We start from the raw sequence: 17,967 nt of genomic DNA on the forward strand, positions 1-17,967 counted from the left end.
CTTTTGAGTTTATTGTTTTGCGCATTTACGCAAGATTGTCGTTTAGGATCAAAATCATAAGGGTAAGAGTAGTGCAGGCAAGGCTAACAACGATAACCACGATAACCACGATAACTAACAACCATTTCGAGGAGGGTATCATCATGAATAAGAAACTGGTAGGCGTTTTTAATACGGAGACAGATGCATCGAATGCGATTGAAAATTTAAAAAGCCAAGGTTTTAGAACAGAAGATATCTCCGTGATTGCCAAAGATCGTAAGGACGTTACAGCTATTAGCGAGGAGACCGGTACGAAGGCACCGGAAGGATTGGCATCAGGCGCAGCGACTGGAGGTATTCTGGGCGGTGTAGCTGGACTGCTCGCAGGTATCGGTGCACTGGCCATTCCAGGTATCGGTCCGATTATCGCAGCAGGACCAATCGCAGCCACATTGACGGGTGCAGCGGTCGGCGCAGGTGCAGGCGGTCTGGTAGGCGGCCTGATCGGGTTCGGTATTCCTGAGGATGAAGCCAAAACCTATGACAACAATGTTAATGAGGGTAAAATTCTTGTATTGGTTGATGGCGACGAATCACAGCGCAGCCGCATCTACGATGCGTTCCGCTCCAACCATGCCGTGAATACAGAGTACTATAATGATGATACGGATACCGATGTACGCGGTGTGGCAGCGCCTGTTGATCACACGGCAAGATCCGGTGCAGGCCTGAGCAGTATGGACACAACGCTCGACCGTGAGGTCGACCGTACACCGAACACCATGGATACAGCGAACACATTGGACACCGACGTGGACCGCGATGCGAAGCTGAAGCTCCATGAGGAGAAGCTGGACATCAGCAAGAACCAGGTTCAGACAGGCGAGGTTGAGCTTCGCAAGGAAGTTGTGGAAGAGCAGAAGAACATTCAGGTGCCGGTCAGTCATGAAGAGATTGTCATTGAGCGCAGAGCCGTTAACGATGTGGATACCAACGAGCCGATTGGCCGTGATGAGACGATCCGCATTCCGGTAAGTGAGGAGCAGGTGGATGTCACCAAGCATAATGTGGTGACAGGCGAAGTTGAGGCGCACAAGCGTACGGTTCAGGGTACGCAGGAAGTTCAGGATACCGTAAGACGCGAAGAAGCACGTATTGACCGCAGCGGTTCCCCTGCCGTCTCCGGTGACGGAGCCTTTGACAAGACATTGGATCCGGCAACCGGCCGTCCACGCAATTATAGCGTAGATGCCGAGGAGGCAGATTCGCTGAATGATCCGGGTCTCGCCGAGGATGGCGTGTATGGATCACGCACGGATCGCACGTACAACAAGCGCTAATCGTTTAGGTCATGAGGGCCGGCCCGGGAGCTACCGGGCTGGCTTTTTTGCGTTCAACGCCCTTCTCTATGAAAGAGGCATTTGACGGCGTCAGGGTTTATCCACTACAATCGGTAGTGTGAGGTGTAACTCCATGAAAATTCAGAACTTCAAGGTTGGCGAAAGAGGCTTGAACCGCTTTTTCGGTCCGCTGGAAGCCCGCATTATGGATGATATATGGGCCCATCCGGACCGGAGCATCAAGGAAGTACAGACAGCGCTGGAGCATGACAAGGATATTAATTTCAACACGGTCATGACGGTAATGAACCGTCTGGTCGAGAAGGGGCTGCTGGTCAAACGTCTGCGCGGCCGCACTTCGATCTACCGTGCCGTGGAGAGCAGGGAGGAATTCATGCATTCGCAATCGAAGGAACTCAGCCATGAACTGGTCGAAGAATTCGGAACGCTGGCCGTGAATCACATGCTGGATGCGCTGGAAGATGCCGACCCTGATTTGATTAAAAGGCTGGAATACAAAATCGAACAGTGGAAAAAAGGGATGTAGCTATGTGGAAGAATCGGTCCAGACTGCTGTTTGCCGCAGGTGTCGGGATTTCCGGGCTTATTCTGCTCCAGATGGGGATGTATACGGCCCACATGCTGTTCGGCATAGACTTATCCTTTAACGTATTCCAGATTTGCAGGTACATGCTTCGTTCCCTCGGCATCGAATATGTAATCTATGCGCTGGACGGACTGGTCCTGTATACATTTGGCCTGCTGTTGATCAAAGGGATCCGCCAGATTTTGGCTACACGACAGGCTATGGCCAGGCTGAGCGTGATGAAGAACAATATGCTGTCTGCAAAGCTGAACCGGCGGTATGCTGAGCTGGGAAACAGGATTATCGTGATTGATTATGAGGAGACTTATGCATTTACCATTGGCATGCTGAATCCTCATATTGTCCTTTCCTCCGGCCTGCTGGCTATGCTGGACAAGCAGGAGGAAGCTGCTGTTGTCTATCATGAAGCCCACCATATGCGGCATTATGATCCGCTGAAGACGTGGCTGATCAGCCTTGTTTCTTCTGCGATATGGTATGTGCCGGTGCTGGGTCATATTTTGAAGCATTACAAGACCGCCCGTGAGGTGCTGGCTGATAATGAAGCCATTACGCGGACGGGATCTCCGGCGGGGATCGGCAGTGCGCTTCTTAAGCTGCTGCGCAATCCGCCTTCCCGTGCTTTCCGGGCATCCACGGCATATTCGTCTTTTGCCGAGACCTCCATCAACTACAGAATTTCCCGGATTCTGGATCCCCATAAGGATCCGGCGATTAAGCTGCCCCTGACCTCTGTCATGGTATCAGGACATATGATTCTCGGCCTGACACTACTGTTTGCCTTGGCTTTGCTGTAGCCGGTCGACGGAAGAGCAGACACCCGTCATGCACGGGTGCTTTGCCTGAAGTTTTAAACTACATTATGTAGTGTTTTGAATGAATTCACTGATGAAACTAAAAATAAAAGTTATAGGAGGAATTCATCATGATCAAAACGCGTGAAATCGGTATTCTGATTGTCCGTGTCATTGCCGGACTTCTGTTCGCTCTGCATGGATGGCAGAAGTTTCAGGGAGGAATCGGCAATACGTCAGGCTTCTTCGAAAGCATCGGCTTGCCGGGTATACTAGCTCCCGTGGTCGCCATTATTGAACTGGCTGGCGGGATTGCATTAATCCTGGGATTAGGCACACGGATTGCAGGTTTGGCTTTGGCGGTCATTATGGCGGGCGTTCTGCTGACTGCCAAGAGCGGAGCTCCCATAGTTGGAGGTATGGAGTATGAATTGCTGCTGCTCGCCGCGGCCGTTCAGCTGCTGCTGACAGGAAGTTCTTTGCTGGCCCTGGACAGCCTGTTCTCCCGTTCCGGCCGCCGTAAAGCTGCCCCTGCGGAACGCAGTCCCGTCTGACGTTTCTTTTGCATATATGTGAAATGCCATACCATGGTGTGTATGAAGCCTCTCCTATAAAGGAGGGGCTTTTTGAGTAGCGAGGATGGAATAAATTGGACTGTCATTTTAAAGCGTTTTCGGTATAAATTTTTGGTCAAAGACTGTGATTACAGCGTTTTTCTGCCGATATATGTCATAAGGGCAAGCATACATATACACGCAACGTTACATGTACCTGTTTATATCAATGCTGCAGCTTGCCGGGGGAAAGTGAATACGGTTATTCCGTACAAAAGACTGGGGAGGATCAACATCTATGACCAAAAAGGGAAAAAGTAAAAAGAGAGCATTTTTCACCCTTACTGTAAGAAAAAAGCTGCTGATTTCATTCCTGCTGATTCTGCTCATACCGAGCCTTGTCATTGGGACAGTTACCTATGAATTTTCCAAAAAAGAAGCCGAGGCACAGCTGATGGCCAGTGCCAGTGAAAGTGTGAGAACGGTAAATACCATCATTGATACGTTCGTAGGCAGCAAGCTGAATGATGTGGACTACTTTGTGAAACAGCTGAACGGAAGTATGATTGAGGGCAAAGATAGTCCTCAGATTGTGCCCAAGCTCAAACAATATATAGGGCTTCACCCGGATTCTGTTGATATCTTTATAGGAACCCCGGACGGAACGATGATCCGCGGTGTTCCCAAAGCCAATGAGAACGGCTACGACCCGCGTACACGTGAATGGTACGTGAATGCATTGAAGCAGCCGGGCAAGCCGCTCGTTTCCTCGGTGAACATCAATTCCAAAGGTATCCCGGTTGTGGTCGTATCCCAGCAGCTTCCAGATCAGTCCGGGGTACTCGGAATCTCGCTGAATCTGGATAATGTACGTGAGATGGCTGCGCTGCAGATCGGCCGCGAGGGTTATGTGATGATGCTGGATCATACCCAAAAATATATTGTTCATCCGACGGTCAAGCCGGGAACCGAATCGAAGGAAGACTTTGTCCAGAAGATGTACACGGCTGAGCAGGGACAGTTCAATTACATGCTGGAGGATAAAGCGAAGAAGTTGACCTATGTAACGAATGCCAAGACAGGCTGGAAAATCGCCGGGACCATGTTCCAGGATGAAGTAACCCATGCAACAGCCACTATCCGGATGACTACGTTCATTGTCTTGGGAGCTTCCCTGCTCTTAGCAATTGTGGCTATTTATTTCATCACCCGATCCATCACCCGTCCGCTGCTTCAGCTGCAGGGAACGGCGAAGCGGATCAGCCGTGGTAATCTGGCGGAGAACATTGATACCAGCCGTAAGGACGAGCTCGGCGATCTGGCCCGCTACTTCCAACGTATGGTGGATAATCTGCGTGCCATGATTATGGGCATCCAGGAAGCGACGATGCAGATTTCGGGTTCTGCAGAGCAGCTGGCAGCAGGGGCAGACCAGACTACCCGTGCGATCGAGCATGTGACCAACTCCATTCAGGAGGTGGCTTCGGGCACCGAGCATCAAGTGCGCAGTGTGGGACAGGGTATGCATCATATTCAGGCTGTTTCCAGTGATGTGAATCAGATGTCCGGCCGCTTGGAGCAAATGTCCGGTCAGATGGAAGAGGCGGCTTCATCAGCGGAGAAGGGGAATGAGGCTGCGGCTGATACCGTGCGCCAAATTCATGAGATTGATCGTACGGTGAATGAACTTGGAAGCATCGTAGACGTACTCAAGGAGCGTTCGGAGGAAATCGGAGGTGTCGTGGGCGTTATCGCCGGCATTGCGAAGCAGACCAATCTGCTGGCACTGAATGCCTCTATTGAAGCGGCGCGTGCAGGTGACCATGGCAAGGGCTTTGCTGTGGTAGCGACCGAGGTACGCAAACTGGCGGAGGAATCCGCCAAGTCAGCCCAGCACATCCAGGACCAGATTCAGCGCATCCAGCAGGAGACCTCTTCGGCCCAGCAAGCTATGCAGACGGCCAAAAATCGTGTTGCCAGCGGGATCAACACAATCGAGGTGTCAGGGCAGTCGTTCTCCGTTATTTCGGAGACGGTGCTTGAGGCAAGACACACCTCGGCTTCGGTCACCGAAGCTGCCCGCATGATGGCTGAACGCGCAGCTTCTGTCGTGGAGATCATGTCTGAGGTCTCCAGTGTATCCGCGCAATCGGCCGAGAATACAGAATCAATCTCGGCAGCAGCGCAGGAGCAGCTGGCTTCAATTGAAGAAATCTCTTCTGCGGCTGCCGAGCTGAACAGGATGGCTGATCAGCTGAAGCAGGTCGTCAGCCAGTTTCAGCTTGAATAATAAGATTAATTGTTAATCCATGCACTGTTTGGTGCCCGGATCGTCAATGATGACAATCCGGGCACTTTTCATTTGTATAGTCATCGGTTACAATGAAATTGAATTTATGAATTTTTGTATGTAAATTACTTTTGGTAACATAAGATAAGTAGAGAGGGGGATGGACATGCTTACCATTTATCCGGCAGCAGAGCGCTTCAGCTTCGACCGGGGCTGGCTGCGCGGCAGCCACAGCTTTGCCTTTGGCGAATATCAGGACGAGAGCAATATGGCTTTTGGCCCGATGCGTGTCTGTAATGATGATTTTATTGCTCCAGGGCGCGGGTTCGGGGCACACCCTCACAGTGACATGGAGATCATCTCCATTGTACTCTCCGGCGCACTCCGCCACGAGGACAGCATGGGAAATGTGGCGGTCAGCACGTATGGCGGTATTCAGCGCATGTCAGCAGGCAGTGGCGTCATCCATACCGAGCATAATGCTTCTGACGAGGAGGAGGTCAACCTCCTGCAGCTGTGGTTTACGCCGCATACCCGTGGGCTGAAGCCGTCCTATGAAGCCATTACGTATGACACGGATCTATTGGCCGGACAGCTTCTCCCAGTAGTGACACCACAAGGAGGAGAGGGTCAGGCTTTCATTCATCAGGATATGACGGTCTATCTCAGCCGGCTTCAGTCGGGAGAGACTCTGCATTTTACCCAGACTGCCGAACGTAAAGTATTTCTGTTTGTCATCGAAGGGTCTCTAATGGTTCATGGACAAGAGCTGAATACCCGGGATACGGCCCGGATTGAAGCGGAAGAGCAGTTGGGGCTTACAGCCGGCCAGCCGGTTTTCTTCATGCTGGTCGATCTGCCGGAGTGAGAAGGAGGAATGAATGATGGCACACCATGAGACACTGCTGATCAAACACGCTGTAACCGGACGGATGCTTGCTGATAGCAGACAGGATCAGGGCTGGCAATACCTCTTCCGTAAGAACGGAACCGCATTTGAGATTACCGTCAGCGGATTGGGTACAGCTGTGGCTGGGGATATCGTTCGATGGAAGGCGGAATTGAATGTCTTTCGCTTTGTCCAGACGGAAGGCAGCCCGATCATCAAACACTGGTATTATATTGATCCGGAACAGGTAATGCATGACCCGGCACAGGATGTGCTCAGCTTGACTGCAGTTTCTGAGATTGAATACAACCCGGCTGATTACTGGGCTGACTAGCCTGCAGCAGTAAGTATAACGATGAACAAGCCGGATGATAGAAGAATCAAGAGCCCTGCCAGTGCAGGGCTTTTTTGTGTGCAATGGCTACTGTACATAATTTTACTTCAGCTGGTGCAGACTGACTGTACGGTCTCAAGAGCGTATGAGCGAGAGGAGGAGCAAAAATGGGTAAAGCCCGTTTTCCCTGGAGCAAACGCCCAGTCAACCATCCGGCCTCCGGGAGCAAGCCACTGGCTCTGCCTTCTCCGGATATGCCGGAACAGCCGCTCAGCAGCCGGTTGAAGGATAACCATGATGTACTGCAGTCCATCTTCAAAGATTGCTCGGATATGGTGTACCGGGAGATGGCAATTACCCCGGAGCAGAGAGCACTGCTGGTCTATATTGAAGGAACCGTCAAATCCGAAGACCTGCAGGATCATATTCTTCGGCCGGTGATCGTCGGTCTGCTGCGGGCTGAAATGCACGAGCGGGATGCCTATCTCGGTACGCTTGATGAGACACGGGTCTCCCTCACCCAGGTCAAGCGTATCGACAATTGGGGAGGAATCACGGAGGCGGTGCTGGACGCCAACGCGATTCTGCTCGTTGAAGAGTCAGCCAGCGCCTATGCTTTCAGTGTAAAAGGCGGCGTCCGCCGCGGTGTGGAAGAACCTACAACCGAGTCGGTGATCCGTGGACCGCGTGAGGGTTTCACGGAACAAATTCGGGTGAACACGGCATTGGTACGCTTTAAGCTCAAAACGCCGCTGCTCAAGATGTACAGCCTGACTGTCGGCGAAGAAACAAAGACGAGTGTTGTACTCGCTTACATCGAAGAGATCGCAGATCCGAAGCTGATTGCCGACGTAAAGGAGCGTCTGAAGGCAATCAAAATCGACGGCGTGCTGGAGACCGGGTATATCGAAGAGTTGATTGAAGATCATCCCTTTTCCCCGTTTCCTCAGATGGAGTATACGGAAAGACCCGACACGGTCACAGGTCACCTGTTAGAGGGTCGGTTCGCTATATTTGTAGACGGCTCTCCGTTCGCTCTGATTGGTCCGATCACGATGTGGCAGATGATGCAGGCGAGCGAGGATTATTATGAACGATTTTTTATTAGTAACCTGATCCGGTGGGTCCGGATGTTTTGTATGCTGATGGCTCTCTTCCTGCCTTCTTTATATATTGCAGTAACTACGTATCATCAGGATATGCTTCCGTCTACCCTGATCCTCAGCATCGCGGCTGCACGTGAAGCAATTCCTTTTCCCGCATTGGTCGAGGCCCTTCTGATGGAGATCGCTTTCGAGGCGCTTCGCGAAGCAGGGATCCGGCTGCCCAAGACCGTGGGCCAGGCGGTCAGCATTCTGGGGGCTTTGGTCATCGGTCAGGCTGCGGTACAGGCCGGGATTGTATCGGCGCCGATGGTCATTATCGTATCCATGACGGGGATTGCTTCGTTTACGATTCCCCGCTTTAACTTTGCGATCACGATCCGGATGCTGCGATTCCCGCTCATGCTGGCAGCTGGAGCATTGGGTTTGTTTGGCATTGTGATCGGTACGGTCCTGATCTCGGTACATCTGACGAAGCTTACATCGTTTGGCGTTCCTTACCTGACAGGGGTAAGTCCTTATTCCAGGAATGACCAGAAAGATATTTTCTCCCGCGTACCTTGGTGGAGCATGAACCGCAGGCCATCCTGGCTGTCTCATCAGGACCGCAAACGCATGCGTCAGGATATGAACGGAACAGCGGATAAGGAGAAGGGATGGTAAGATGCGCAGGGTAAGTGTGGCTGCAGGCCTGCTTTTACTTCCGTTGGTACTGGGCGGATGCTGGGATCGTCGTGAGGTCAATGATGTAGCTTTTGTTATGGGATCTGCCGTAGATAAAGAGGCAAATGGTTACCGGACGACCCTGCAGATTGCGATGCCAAGTCAGCTTGGCGGTGCGGGCAGTGAAGGGGGAGGCGGCGGCACAAGCGGTGACAAGTCCTGGTACCTTGAATCCCGTTACGGGGAAACGATACGTGCTTCTCAAATCAGCGAGCAGCGCAGCCTCTCGCGGATGCTGCATTACTCGCACCGCCGGATGCTGCTGATCGGGGAAGACTTGGCCCGCAGCGGCGTATCGCAGATGATGGATGTGCTGGTGCGAATGCCTCAGAACCGGCTCTCCTCCCTGCTTGTCGTTACATCGGGACCAGCCTACAAGGTGATACAGGCAGATGCGCCGATCGAGAAATTTCCGTCGGAGATGGTGCGGGAACTTAGTCACGAGTATATGAAGAAGCCGCGCTCAGTTAAGTCCATGATTCACACGTTGATTGAGGAAGGCGTCGATAGTGCGGTTCCCCTGGTGGGACTTACAAGTAATGTTCCGCAGGGGTGGAGCAATACCCAGTCCACGATTGCCATTGAGGGTCTGGCGGTCTTTCATGGAGACCGGATGACAGGGGCAGTCCGCGGCAATCAGGCCAAGGCGCTGGTGATGGCCATGAATCAGTCCAGAAACCAGGAAATTCTGGTTACCCCGCCGGATGGAAGTGGAAAAATATCGGTCATGCTGTATGACAATCATGCGAAGCTGATTCCGCATATCCAGGGAGACCGGATTCGGATGACAATCCGGATCGACTGCCGCGGGAGTGTAGTGGAGAACGAATCCGCCATGAGTCTAACCCGGGATAAAAGCATGTCCTGGCTGGAACAACAGACTGCAGCCCAGTTGAAAGAGGATGTGGAGAAGAGCGTCCGGCTGATCCAGAAGACGTACAAGTCCGATGTTCTCGGCATGGGCAATATGATATATACGAAGCATCCCGAGGCATGGCAGAAATTCCGCAGTAAATGGGATCAAATGTATCCTGAAGTCGATGTGGACGTCAAGACACTGATTCATATTGAGAACCTGGGAACGGTATCAAAACCGTTAGGCAAACGGGAGGATCAGATCCGATATGATGAGCCTTAAAATGTTCGTGGTAGGGGTGGCCGTTATTATCATTCTGCTATGGGAGAACGGAGCGGTCCGCCGGCTGCCCCGAGTAAACCGGTGGATGCTGTATATGATCCTGACAGTCAGTCTAGCCATCTGGATCTACTGTTCGGAGATGACGGAAGCGATGCATCCCTCCCAGTTGATCGAGCGCGCATTGTCTGGTATTTTACCGCCGTCTCGTTAAGAGGTTTGCTCGAAGGGGGAACTTCCGGCGACGTGTGTGACAAAAACAAGTGAGGAGGAAGGCCATGGACCGCATTACCAATCGGCAGGTCGTCCTGCTGGGAGCCATGATGGAGTCGACCATAACGCTGATTCATGCTCACGCACAGATTGCCGAAAGTGCCAGACAGCACGCCTATTTAAGTTATGTGCCTGTCATCCTGCTCCTGGGTATGTCGGTCTGGCTGCTGTCGGCTGTGCATCGCCGTTTTCCCGGGCAGGACGTATTCCAGATCATGTCCGGACGGTTTCCGCTGGTCGGGCGGGTGATCATTGTGCTGTACATGATATTCACCTTATTTATCCTTGGCAGGGACCTGCGGATGTTGACCGATTATGTGAATGTGACCCTGCTGCCGACAACGCCAATGGTCATTGTGGCGGGTTGTTTTGCATTTACAACGGTGTTCATGGTCAAAGGTGGACTGCGAAGTCTGATCGGTATGGTTGAAATTTATATGCCTGTGCTGATCTTCGTGCTGCTGACCATGCCTGTCGTGCTGGGCCGGACGATGGACCTCGGGTTGATCAAGCCGTTCAATCATTTGAATTGGCAGGGGATCGGGGAGGGCAGCTGGAATCTGTTTGCCTATGCTGGTGATATGATTATGCTTCCCTTTGTGCTGTCGGGAAATGCTTACAGCCGCAAAGCCGGCTGGGGCGGACTGGCGCTGGGGACGGCGCTGCTGGTCCTGCTGTTGATGCTTACCCTGATGGAGCTCGGTATTCCGATCACGAGCCGGCTGCTCTATCCTTCCTATGAGCTGTCCCGTCAGCTGCAGCTGACCGATTTTCTGGACCGGTTTGATTTGATAATCAGTGCGATTACTTCCCCCGTGTTTATTACGAAGGTCGGTTTTGATCTTTACGTACTTTGCGTAGCCCTGAAGCGCCTGCTCCCCGGAATCTCCGGACAGGTCATGGCCTCTCCGCTTGGGCTGATGGGATTTGTCTGCTCGTTCTGCTGTTACAAAAATGTGATGCAGCTTTTTCATTTCAGCCGGACCTGGACGCTGTTCGTACTCCTTTTTCATGTCCTGCTTCCGCTGCTGCTGTTTCTGTTCCTTCACCCCCGCCACAAGGCCCCGGCCAGCTGATTAACCCTTCCCCTGTCTGCAGACAGACGCTATACTGGGGACAAGAAGGTTCGTAGCAAAGGGGATGACAGATTGGCACAGCATATGGCAGGTAAAAAAATTGCAATTACCGGCCCGCGCAAGGCGGCAGAAATGTCCAAGCTGGTGGAGAAAATGGGAGGGACACCGGTGCTGCGTCCTGCTCAGGGCACTGTATTTCTCGATGATCAGGAGCTCAGAAGCAGCCTGAAGAGCTGGGTGGAACAGCCGCCCGATTGGACCATACTGACGACGGGGATCGGTCTCGAGGCCATTCTAGACATGAGTGCCGAGATGGGTATTGGCGCACAGCTGGAGTCGCTGCTGTCCCGCGGGTCTGTAGCAGCACGCGGCTACAAAACGGTCAACGCCTTGAAGAAGCGCGGCATCATTCCGGATGTACGGGACGATGACGGCAGTTCGGCAGGTCTGATTCGCTCATTCGCACCGTATGATATGAGAGGGAAGGATGTCATCCTGCAGCTGCATGGCGATGCGGCACCACTGCTCGTCTCCTGGCTGCAGGAGCAGGGAGCTGCGGTCAGACAGGTGCTTCCTTACCGGCACGTTCCGCCTGAGGAACAGGATCTGGCTGCTTTGCTGAATGACATTCTGGAGGGCCAGATTGATGCGGTTACCTTCACAAGTGCACCGCAAATTCGCTTTCTGGCAGAGTATGCTGCCTCCCAAGGGAAAAAGGAAGCGATGCTGGCTGCACTGGAGAATCAGATTATCGCTGCAGCTGTCGGTAAAGTGACGGCTAATGGGATGCTTGAAGAAGGTATCAAACGTATTGTCGTCCCCGGCGAGGAGCGTATGGGCAGCATGATGGTCGAGTTAGGGCGGTATTTTGCCGGCACTGAAGCCGTAAACGGGTATGGTCTGGCCTAGAGAAGAGAATAAAGCCTTAGGCTGCGGCGATGATCGCCTTGCCAAGGCTTTATTTGGTTGGAAAGATGATAATAAGGAGGGGATCATTATGAAATCAATTTGTGTATTCGCGGCCTCCCGGACAGGGACGTCAACAATATATATAGAAAGTGCTGCGCGGCTGGGCAGACTGATGGCGGAGCAGGAACTGCGTCTGGTATACGGCGGATCCAAGCTGGGATTGATGGGGGAGACGGCGAATGCTGTGCTGGCTCATGGCGGACAGGTGACCGGAATTATGCCGACTTCGTTGTTTCTGGCTGAGATTGTACACCCCGGTCTGACAGAGTTTATCGAAGTGGCGGATATGCATGAACGGAAGGCCAAGATGGGTCGAAGTGCAGATGCATTCATCGCGCTGCCCGGCGGATTGGGCACATTTGAGGAGCTGTTCGAGGTGCTGTGCTGGGCGCAGATCGGTATCCACCGCAAGCCTATCGGGCTGCTGAACATGAATGGGTACTACGATCCGCTGCTGGCGATGATGAGACACAGTATTGAAGAAGGGTTCACCCCTTCGGGAAGTATGGATCTGATTCTGGCATCCGATGATCCGGAGCTGCTGCTGCAGCAGTTGGGCCAATCTGTGCCGGTGAACGGGTACCCCTCCTGACAGGAGCCAATGGTCTGCTGGTTCTGAGAGGAGGACGTTCACCAGACAGATGCGGCGGGCACAGCCGGCGGCCTGGGGACTACATTAGCTTCTTTAGCTGCGATACCCGGCCCTGGCTGATCCCGAGCATCGCAGCCAGCTGCTTTTGGGATGAATGAGGATGTTCCTCCATAAGGGTTTTCATCTGTCCCAGAATATCATCTGTACGGCGGTACACCTTCTTGGGAGGTGTCTGCTGCTCCACTTCGGAAGGCTTGGTCATTTCGAGCGGAACGAACTTGGCTTCCTTCATTTCTTCGGCGCAGTCAGAACAGATAAACTGCTCCTTGAAATAGGTGTCGGTCTGAATGGAGCCGCAGAAAATACAGTTGGTTGACTTGTATTTGCGCAGCATCAGCGTCTTGCCCTCAATAAAAAATTCGAGGGGATCACCGATTTCAATCTCCATGGTCATGCGCATTTCTTTAGGAAGCACAATTCGTCCAAGGCTGTCCAGCGGCCGCGTCATCCCTGTCCTTTTCATAGCCTGAAACCTCCCCATTTCAATAAAGTTTGTAAAAGTATACCATAAAATTGTAAAATTACATCGGCCAAAATCAGGAAAATATACACGAAATTCATGAGGTTTTGCATATTTTAAAATAGCTTAATCCATTTCTTGTAAGCGCATCCAAAACATTAGGAGATCCTTTCGTTTTTGCAGCCATATTTTCGTTTATCGTCAAAATGTTTACCCGGTGCAAGGTTTTTTTCACGTGGGTGTTGAATGTTTTATATAGGACTAGGGTAAAAAAACTGTGACCGGTGTGGATTCTGGCCATAACCGGGAGGAGGAGCCATTATGGATCGAACAGTATGCATTACAGGGGCAGCAAGGGGGCTTGGACTCAGCCTGACGAGAAAGTGGCTTGAAATGGGCTGCCGGGTTGTTGCGGCAGGGCTGGACATGAATCGTTCGGACGGAGTCAAGCGTCTGTGTCAGATGTACCCGGACCGTCTCGTCAAAATGGAGCTGGATATCGGTGATGATGAATCTGTAAACGAGGTAGTCAATACAATCAAAGGAATGACCAGCGATCTGGACATGCTGATTAATAATGCGGCTGTACTGGGTGAAATTGGGGATCATATCTATGGGGAGCTCAATTTTGATAATATGGCCGAAGTGTATAATGTAAACACGCTGGGACCTCTGCGGATGACCCAGGCGCTATTGCCGCTGATTATGAAGGGCGAGCGCAAGCTGATTGTTAACATCTCTTCGGAAGCCGGAAGTACCGGACAGTGTGGGCGTGATGGCTGGTTTGCCTACTGCATGTCCAAATCGGCCCTGAATATGCAATCCCATCTTGTTCACAACGGAATTGTTAAAGACGGAGGCCAGGTGATGGTCATCCATCCGGGCCATATGAAAACCTATATGCGCGGAGTGCTTGACAAGCATGGCCAGTTGACGCCCGATGAAGCGGCCCATTATATTATAGGCCAGATTGAGCGGCATGCCGATTACAGAGGTGACAAACCGGTATTTGTTGATTACGAGGGCAATTCACTGCCGTGGTAGCACTCCCTGTCGAACCCTAATATGCAATTGAAGAGGAGGATTCGCTGAACCATGGATCATAAGAAAAAAACACTGCTGCTCGGCGACTATACGCATCCCGATTTCCATCCGCTTCAGGGCGTGGATGCTGAGATCAGCCACATTCTGAGCGACTGGAGCACGGTATCCTGCAGCGAGAACCGGAAAATGCTGCTGCTGGAAAATCTGGGGGCGTTTGACCTTTGCATTTCTTACCTGGATGAGTGGCGCGAGCCGGTCTCGCCCAGACAGACGGCCGGACTGCTGTCCTATGTGAGCAGCGGCGGCGGCCTGGTTGTGATGCACAATGCCATTTCCATGCAGAACCGTTATGAAATCGCCCAGATGATCGGGGCCAAATTTAAAGGGCATCCGCCTTATGCACCGCTTGATTTTACGGTCAAGGAGCCGGATCACCCGGTGATGGAAGGAATTGAGGCGTTTACGCTGGAGGAAGAACCCTACCGGTTTGAATTTGAGCTGTTCGGAGAGCGCACGATCCTGATGGAATACCGTGACGAAGAAGGGACCTTCCCGGCAGCATGGGCTCAGTCCTATGGGCTCGGACGGGTCGTATATCTGATGCCGGGCCATCATGTAGCATCCTTCCAACACCCAGCGGTGCGTCGTCTGCTGCTGCAGGCTGCCCGCTGGGCAGGGCGCTTTCCGGGATAAGCCGGAGCAGCGCCGGCGTTTCATAAGCGCAGCAGAATGCCTGCGATTTCTCCATGGCTCCAAAACAGGGTATAATGTAGGGAATCCAGGCAAGAGGAGGAAGAAATCATGAGCGATTTGTTTAAAAAAGCAATCTCGTTAGGATGGGGCCTCACTGTTGTTAGCAAAGAAAAGGTCGAGAAAGCCGTGGACGATCTGGTGAAGCGCGGAGAGCTCGCACCTTCGGAATCCAAGGCATTCGTGGAACGGCTGGTTGAGCGTGGAGAAGAGGAACAGACGCAGATGAAGTCATTGTTCCGCGAGCAGGTGCGCCGGATCCTGCAGGAGCTGGACGTGCCGTCCGAGACGGATGTCGCCAGTCTGGAGCAGCGGATTGCCGTGCTTGAGAACAAGGTAGAGGAATTAGAGAAAAATCAGCGCCAACCGGAACCGGCCGAGCGGGAACATGCCAATATGGAGCCTGCAAGGAATGAACCGGAACGGGTACAGCCTGAATAAATGGCCGTTCGCATAAAACAAGCCGGCCGGTATAGAGAGATTGCCATGGCGCTGGTGCGTCATGGCTTTGGTTATATGGTCGAAGAAATGGGTCTCTTCCAGGTGCTGGCGCTGCCGAAGAGATGGGTAACACGGGAAACACCGGAGACCAAGACGCTGGGCGAGCGGATCCGGCTCGTTCTGGAGGATCTCGGGCCTGCCTTCGTGAAGCTGGGACAGCTGGCGAGCACCCGTGCGGACCTGCTGCCCCAGCCCATCATTGAGGAGCTGGTGAAGCTGCAGGACCGTGTGCCGCCATTCTCACCCAGTACCGCTCGCGGCATTCTGGAGCAGGAGCTCGGCGCTGGACTCGAAGATGTCCTTGCACGCTTTGATGATACGCCGGTTGCGGCCGCTTCGATCGGCCAGGTCCATCTGGGCCAGCTGAAGAGCGGTGAGGCTGTCGCCATCAAGATTCAAAGGCCGGGTGTGCAGCGGGTTATCCGCCGCGACCTGGACATTCTGCGGGATCTGACAGCACTCGCCGGGAGAAGATGGGAATGGGTTCAGCGCTACAGACTGCAGGAAATGGTCGAGGAGCTGGCCAAGTCACTTCTTCAGGAGCTGGACTACAGCCATGAAGGACGTAATTCGGAGAAGATTGCCCAGCAGTTCACAGAGGACCGCAAGATTGTCATCCCCAAAATTTATTGGGAGCATACCTCAGCACGGGTGCTGACCATGGAATATGTCCAAGGAATCACGCTGAACCAGAGGGAGGAGTTGAGACGCTCCGGGCATGATTTCAAGGAAATCGCAGAGCGGCTGGTGAACAGCATGCTGCAGCAGATGTTTATTGGCGGATTCTTTCATGCAGATCCTCATCCGGGCAATCTGATGATATCCAAGAACGGCAGTCTCGTTTATCTGGATTTCGGGATGGCCGGCCGATTGAGTGAGGAGATGAAGACCCACCTCTCTTCACTGATCATCTCCCTGATGCGCAGGAATACAGAGGGGATGATCCGGGCCATCCAGCGTCTTGGCCTGGTGCCGGACGATATAGATATGAGTGCTCTGCGAAACGATCTGGAGCGGCTGCGAGATGAATACGGGGATGTGCCGTTCTCGCAGGTCAGTGTGGCGAGCGCGCTTAACGATCTGTTCTCGGTGGCGCAGAAGCATAACATTTCGATCTCTCCCGATATCGTACTGCTCGGTAAAGCCCTGCTGACGATGGAAGGGGTGATCGAGAGTCTGGACCCGGAACTTAGCATCATCAGCATGGCAGAACCTTTTGGCCGCAAGCTGCTCCGGGAGCGCTTCAGCCGCAGCCGGATTCGCGGCAAGCTGGTCGGCGGAGCAGCCGAGCTGGCGGAGACGCTGCTGGAGCTGCCCGGACAGGCGCGTCATCTAGCGTCAGTCATCAGCAAGGGAAAGCTTAAGGTTGAGGTTACCGTACCTGAGCTTGAATCACTGCTGCGCAGACTTGACCAGATCAGCAACCGGCTGTCCTTCAGTATCGTGCTGCTCGCATTCAGCATCATTATGGTCGGTCTGATCATTGGATCGTCATTAACCCATCAATCCACGATGCTGTGGGATATTCCTGTGATTGAGATCGGTTTTGTCGTTGCTATTCTGATGGTGGCGTTCCTGTTATATTCCATATTCAAATCAGGCAGGTTTTGAAGCCTGTATCAAGCGGCAGCCATAGGGCTGCCGCTTTTTTGCTGACCAGATACTGCGGCGAGATGTGCAACGTTTCGAGCCATCCTCCAAAATTAAAAGCGGTTCACCTGCGCCAATCACCAGATTGCTGCGTTATTTATAATGAAAACATATCCCATCCCAAAGGAGAGATTGTTGATGAGTGAACCAGTTAGTCAAAGCAAGGTCCCGGCTGCGCGGATTGATACCGTATTCGTTCCGGTACGCGATGTAACCCGGTCTGCCGCATGGTATGCCTCCCTGTTTGATCTGGAGTTGATTTACCGCAGTGAGGATGGATCTTATGTGGGATTCCGTTTTGCCCGCTCCGGTCCTGGCACGGCTGCCTTAACATTGTACCAGAGCAGTGAAACGGAGCCGCACTCTCATCCTGCGTTTAACTTCTATACGCCTGACATTGAGGCATCTCACCGGATCATGAAAGAACAGCAGGTTACGGTATCTGAAATACATAATGAAACGGGGGTTCGATTCTTCCACTACTGGGATCCTGACGGTCAGCGTGGAGAGGTGGTCTGGTTCCCCGAATAAGCAGCAGCATTTCCTGCGAGCCCCCTGAACAGGCGTGAGATTCTCCTACTCTCCGCCTTCTTCTGGGGGCTGTTTGTTATGCCTTCATGAATACTCCACGCAGGTTCCCTGCATAGGCAAGGAGCATTTCATGAAACCGGCCGATGCTGTTGAAAATAAGGATTGTGCTCATGCTGTGCCTTAGGTATAATATATCTCCAGTGTACAACGGGAGATTCCTCTGAGAGGGAGGAGTCATGATTTTAACAAAAAGCCAGATTAGGATGCGAGAGACATCAGACCGGATACGGACCCTGCCCAGGCAGGATCG

General features: G+C 52.7%; 19 protein-coding genes. 18 read left to right on the top strand and 1 reads right to left on the bottom strand.

The genetic code is table 11. The features are described from left to right. The first annotated feature begins 143 nt into the window (after positions 1 to 143). The 13 genes from Q5741_RS08425 (at position 144) to Q5741_RS08485 (ending at position 12,661) form a co-directional block, all read left to right on the top strand. Positions 144 to 1,322: a YsnF/AvaK domain-containing protein gene (locus Q5741_RS08425; RefSeq protein ID WP_305023629.1), complete on the top strand. Its 1,179-nt coding sequence runs from the start codon at positions 144 to 146 to the stop codon at positions 1,320 to 1,322. 133 nt (positions 1,323 to 1,455) lie between these two features. Further along, entirely contained in the window at positions 1,456 to 1,869 is a 414-nt protein-coding gene (locus Q5741_RS08430) for a BlaI/MecI/CopY family transcriptional regulator (protein WP_305023630.1), read from the top strand. A gap of 2 nt (positions 1,870 to 1,871) precedes the next feature. Beyond that, positions 1,872 to 2,726 (top strand): M56 family metallopeptidase, encoded by an 855-nt coding sequence (locus tag Q5741_RS08435; protein ID WP_305023631.1) that lies wholly within the window; start codon positions 1,872 to 1,874, stop codon positions 2,724 to 2,726. 128 nt (positions 2,727 to 2,854) lie between these two features. Beyond that, on the top strand, positions 2,855 to 3,277 hold the full coding sequence (locus Q5741_RS08440; protein ID WP_305023632.1) for a DoxX family protein: 423 nt from the start codon (positions 2,855 to 2,857) through the stop codon (positions 3,275 to 3,277). Positions 3,278 to 3,575: 298 nt separating this feature from the next. Continuing rightward, entirely contained in the window at positions 3,576 to 5,567 is a 1,992-nt protein-coding gene (locus Q5741_RS08445; RefSeq protein ID WP_305023633.1) for a methyl-accepting chemotaxis protein, read from the top strand. A 166-nt stretch (positions 5,568 to 5,733) separates the two neighbouring features. Further along, a complete protein-coding gene (locus Q5741_RS08450; RefSeq protein WP_305023634.1) occupies positions 5,734 to 6,435 on the top strand; it encodes a pirin family protein in 702 nt (233 codons plus the stop codon). A gap of 16 nt (positions 6,436 to 6,451) precedes the next feature. After that, on the top strand, positions 6,452 to 6,790 hold the full coding sequence (locus Q5741_RS08455) for a hypothetical protein (RefSeq protein ID WP_305023635.1): 339 nt from the start codon (positions 6,452 to 6,454) through the stop codon (positions 6,788 to 6,790). 167 nt (positions 6,791 to 6,957) lie between these two features. Beyond that, positions 6,958 to 8,556 (top strand): spore germination protein, encoded by a 1,599-nt coding sequence (locus Q5741_RS08460; protein ID WP_407074334.1) that lies wholly within the window; start codon positions 6,958 to 6,960, stop codon positions 8,554 to 8,556. A 1-nt stretch (position 8,557) separates the two neighbouring features. Next, a complete protein-coding gene (locus Q5741_RS08465) occupies positions 8,558 to 9,754 on the top strand; it encodes a Ger(x)C family spore germination protein (RefSeq protein ID WP_305023636.1) in 1,197 nt (398 codons plus the stop codon). Continuing rightward, positions 9,741 to 9,965 (top strand): hypothetical protein, encoded by a 225-nt coding sequence (locus tag Q5741_RS08470; protein WP_305023637.1) that lies wholly within the window; start codon positions 9,741 to 9,743, stop codon positions 9,963 to 9,965. Before Q5741_RS08465 ends, Q5741_RS08470 begins: the two co-directional genes overlap by 14 nt. 64 nt (positions 9,966 to 10,029) lie before the next feature. Next, complete coding sequence (locus tag Q5741_RS08475) at positions 10,030 to 11,100, top strand: GerAB/ArcD/ProY family transporter (protein WP_305023638.1); 1,071 nt, start codon at positions 10,030 to 10,032, stop codon at positions 11,098 to 11,100. A 72-nt stretch (positions 11,101 to 11,172) separates the two neighbouring features. Continuing rightward, entirely contained in the window at positions 11,173 to 12,009 is an 837-nt protein-coding gene (locus Q5741_RS08480; protein ID WP_305023639.1) for a uroporphyrinogen-III synthase, read from the top strand. An 88-nt stretch (positions 12,010 to 12,097) separates the two neighbouring features. Further along, entirely contained in the window at positions 12,098 to 12,661 is a 564-nt protein-coding gene (locus Q5741_RS08485; RefSeq protein ID WP_305023640.1) for an LOG family protein, read from the top strand. Positions 12,662 to 12,740: 79 nt separating this feature from the next. On the opposite strand, the gene Q5741_RS08490 is transcribed toward Q5741_RS08485, so the two are convergent. Further along, positions 12,741 to 13,184, bottom strand: a complete 444-nt coding sequence (locus Q5741_RS08490) for an AbrB/MazE/SpoVT family DNA-binding domain-containing protein (protein WP_305023641.1) — start codon at positions 13,182 to 13,184, stop codon at positions 12,741 to 12,743. Between the two features lie 318 nt (positions 13,185 to 13,502). Here Q5741_RS08490 and Q5741_RS08495 point away from each other — a divergent pair, with 318 nt between their 5' ends. The 5 genes from Q5741_RS08495 (at position 13,503) to Q5741_RS08515 (ending at position 17,657) form a co-directional block, all read left to right on the top strand. Continuing rightward, positions 13,503 to 14,225, top strand: coding sequence for an SDR family NAD(P)-dependent oxidoreductase (locus Q5741_RS08495; RefSeq protein ID WP_305023642.1), 723 nt, complete (start codon positions 13,503 to 13,505; stop codon positions 14,223 to 14,225). Positions 14,226 to 14,276: 51 nt separating this feature from the next. Beyond that, complete coding sequence (locus tag Q5741_RS08500; protein ID WP_305023643.1) at positions 14,277 to 14,918, top strand: ThuA domain-containing protein; 642 nt, start codon at positions 14,277 to 14,279, stop codon at positions 14,916 to 14,918. A 108-nt stretch (positions 14,919 to 15,026) separates the two neighbouring features. Further along, entirely contained in the window at positions 15,027 to 15,416 is a 390-nt protein-coding gene (locus Q5741_RS08505) for a phasin family protein (RefSeq protein WP_305023644.1), read from the top strand. Then, complete coding sequence (locus Q5741_RS08510) at positions 15,417 to 17,087, top strand: ABC1 kinase family protein (RefSeq protein ID WP_305023645.1); 1,671 nt, start codon at positions 15,417 to 15,419, stop codon at positions 17,085 to 17,087. Between the two features lie 177 nt (positions 17,088 to 17,264). Next, positions 17,265 to 17,657: a VOC family protein gene (locus Q5741_RS08515; RefSeq protein WP_305023646.1), complete on the top strand. Its 393-nt coding sequence runs from the start codon at positions 17,265 to 17,267 to the stop codon at positions 17,655 to 17,657. Positions 17,658 to 17,967: the final 310 nt, after the last annotated feature.

Origin of the sequence: Paenibacillus lacisoli, assembly GCF_030580655.1 — a bacterium.
Classification (GTDB): Bacteria; Bacillota; Bacilli; order Paenibacillales; family Paenibacillaceae; genus Paenibacillus; species Paenibacillus lacisoli.

Coding starts and splice junctions, on each gene's coding strand:
- Q5741_RS08445 (WP_305023633.1), top strand. CDS start 3,576: ATGACCAAAAAGGGAAAAAGTAAAAAGAGAGCATTTTTCACCCTTACT.
- Q5741_RS08505 (WP_305023644.1), top strand. CDS start 15,027: ATGAGCGATTTGTTTAAAAAAGCAATCTCGTTAGGATGGGGCCTCACT.
- Q5741_RS08430 (WP_305023630.1), top strand. CDS start 1,456: ATGAAAATTCAGAACTTCAAGGTTGGCGAAAGAGGCTTGAACCGCTTT.
- Q5741_RS08510 (WP_305023645.1), top strand. CDS start 15,417: ATGGCCGTTCGCATAAAACAAGCCGGCCGGTATAGAGAGATTGCCATG.
- Q5741_RS08440 (WP_305023632.1), top strand. CDS start 2,855: ATGATCAAAACGCGTGAAATCGGTATTCTGATTGTCCGTGTCATTGCC.
- Q5741_RS08455 (WP_305023635.1), top strand. CDS start 6,452: ATGGCACACCATGAGACACTGCTGATCAAACACGCTGTAACCGGACGG.
- Q5741_RS08470 (WP_305023637.1), top strand. CDS start 9,741: ATGATGAGCCTTAAAATGTTCGTGGTAGGGGTGGCCGTTATTATCATT.
- Q5741_RS08490 (WP_305023641.1), bottom strand. CDS start 13,184: ATGAAAAGGACAGGGATGACGCGGCCGCTGGACAGCCTTGGACGAATT.
- Q5741_RS08495 (WP_305023642.1), top strand. CDS start 13,503: ATGGATCGAACAGTATGCATTACAGGGGCAGCAAGGGGGCTTGGACTC.
- Q5741_RS08450 (WP_305023634.1), top strand. CDS start 5,734: ATGCTTACCATTTATCCGGCAGCAGAGCGCTTCAGCTTCGACCGGGGC.
- Q5741_RS08435 (WP_305023631.1), top strand. CDS start 1,872: ATGTGGAAGAATCGGTCCAGACTGCTGTTTGCCGCAGGTGTCGGGATT.
- Q5741_RS08485 (WP_305023640.1), top strand. CDS start 12,098: ATGAAATCAATTTGTGTATTCGCGGCCTCCCGGACAGGGACGTCAACA.
- Q5741_RS08425 (WP_305023629.1), top strand. CDS start 144: ATGAATAAGAAACTGGTAGGCGTTTTTAATACGGAGACAGATGCATCG.
- Q5741_RS08500 (WP_305023643.1), top strand. CDS start 14,277: ATGGATCATAAGAAAAAAACACTGCTGCTCGGCGACTATACGCATCCC.
- Q5741_RS08515 (WP_305023646.1), top strand. CDS start 17,265: ATGAGTGAACCAGTTAGTCAAAGCAAGGTCCCGGCTGCGCGGATTGAT.
- Q5741_RS08460 (WP_407074334.1), top strand. CDS start 6,958: ATGGGTAAAGCCCGTTTTCCCTGGAGCAAACGCCCAGTCAACCATCCG.
- Q5741_RS08475 (WP_305023638.1), top strand. CDS start 10,030: ATGGACCGCATTACCAATCGGCAGGTCGTCCTGCTGGGAGCCATGATG.
- Q5741_RS08465 (WP_305023636.1), top strand. CDS start 8,558: ATGCGCAGGGTAAGTGTGGCTGCAGGCCTGCTTTTACTTCCGTTGGTA.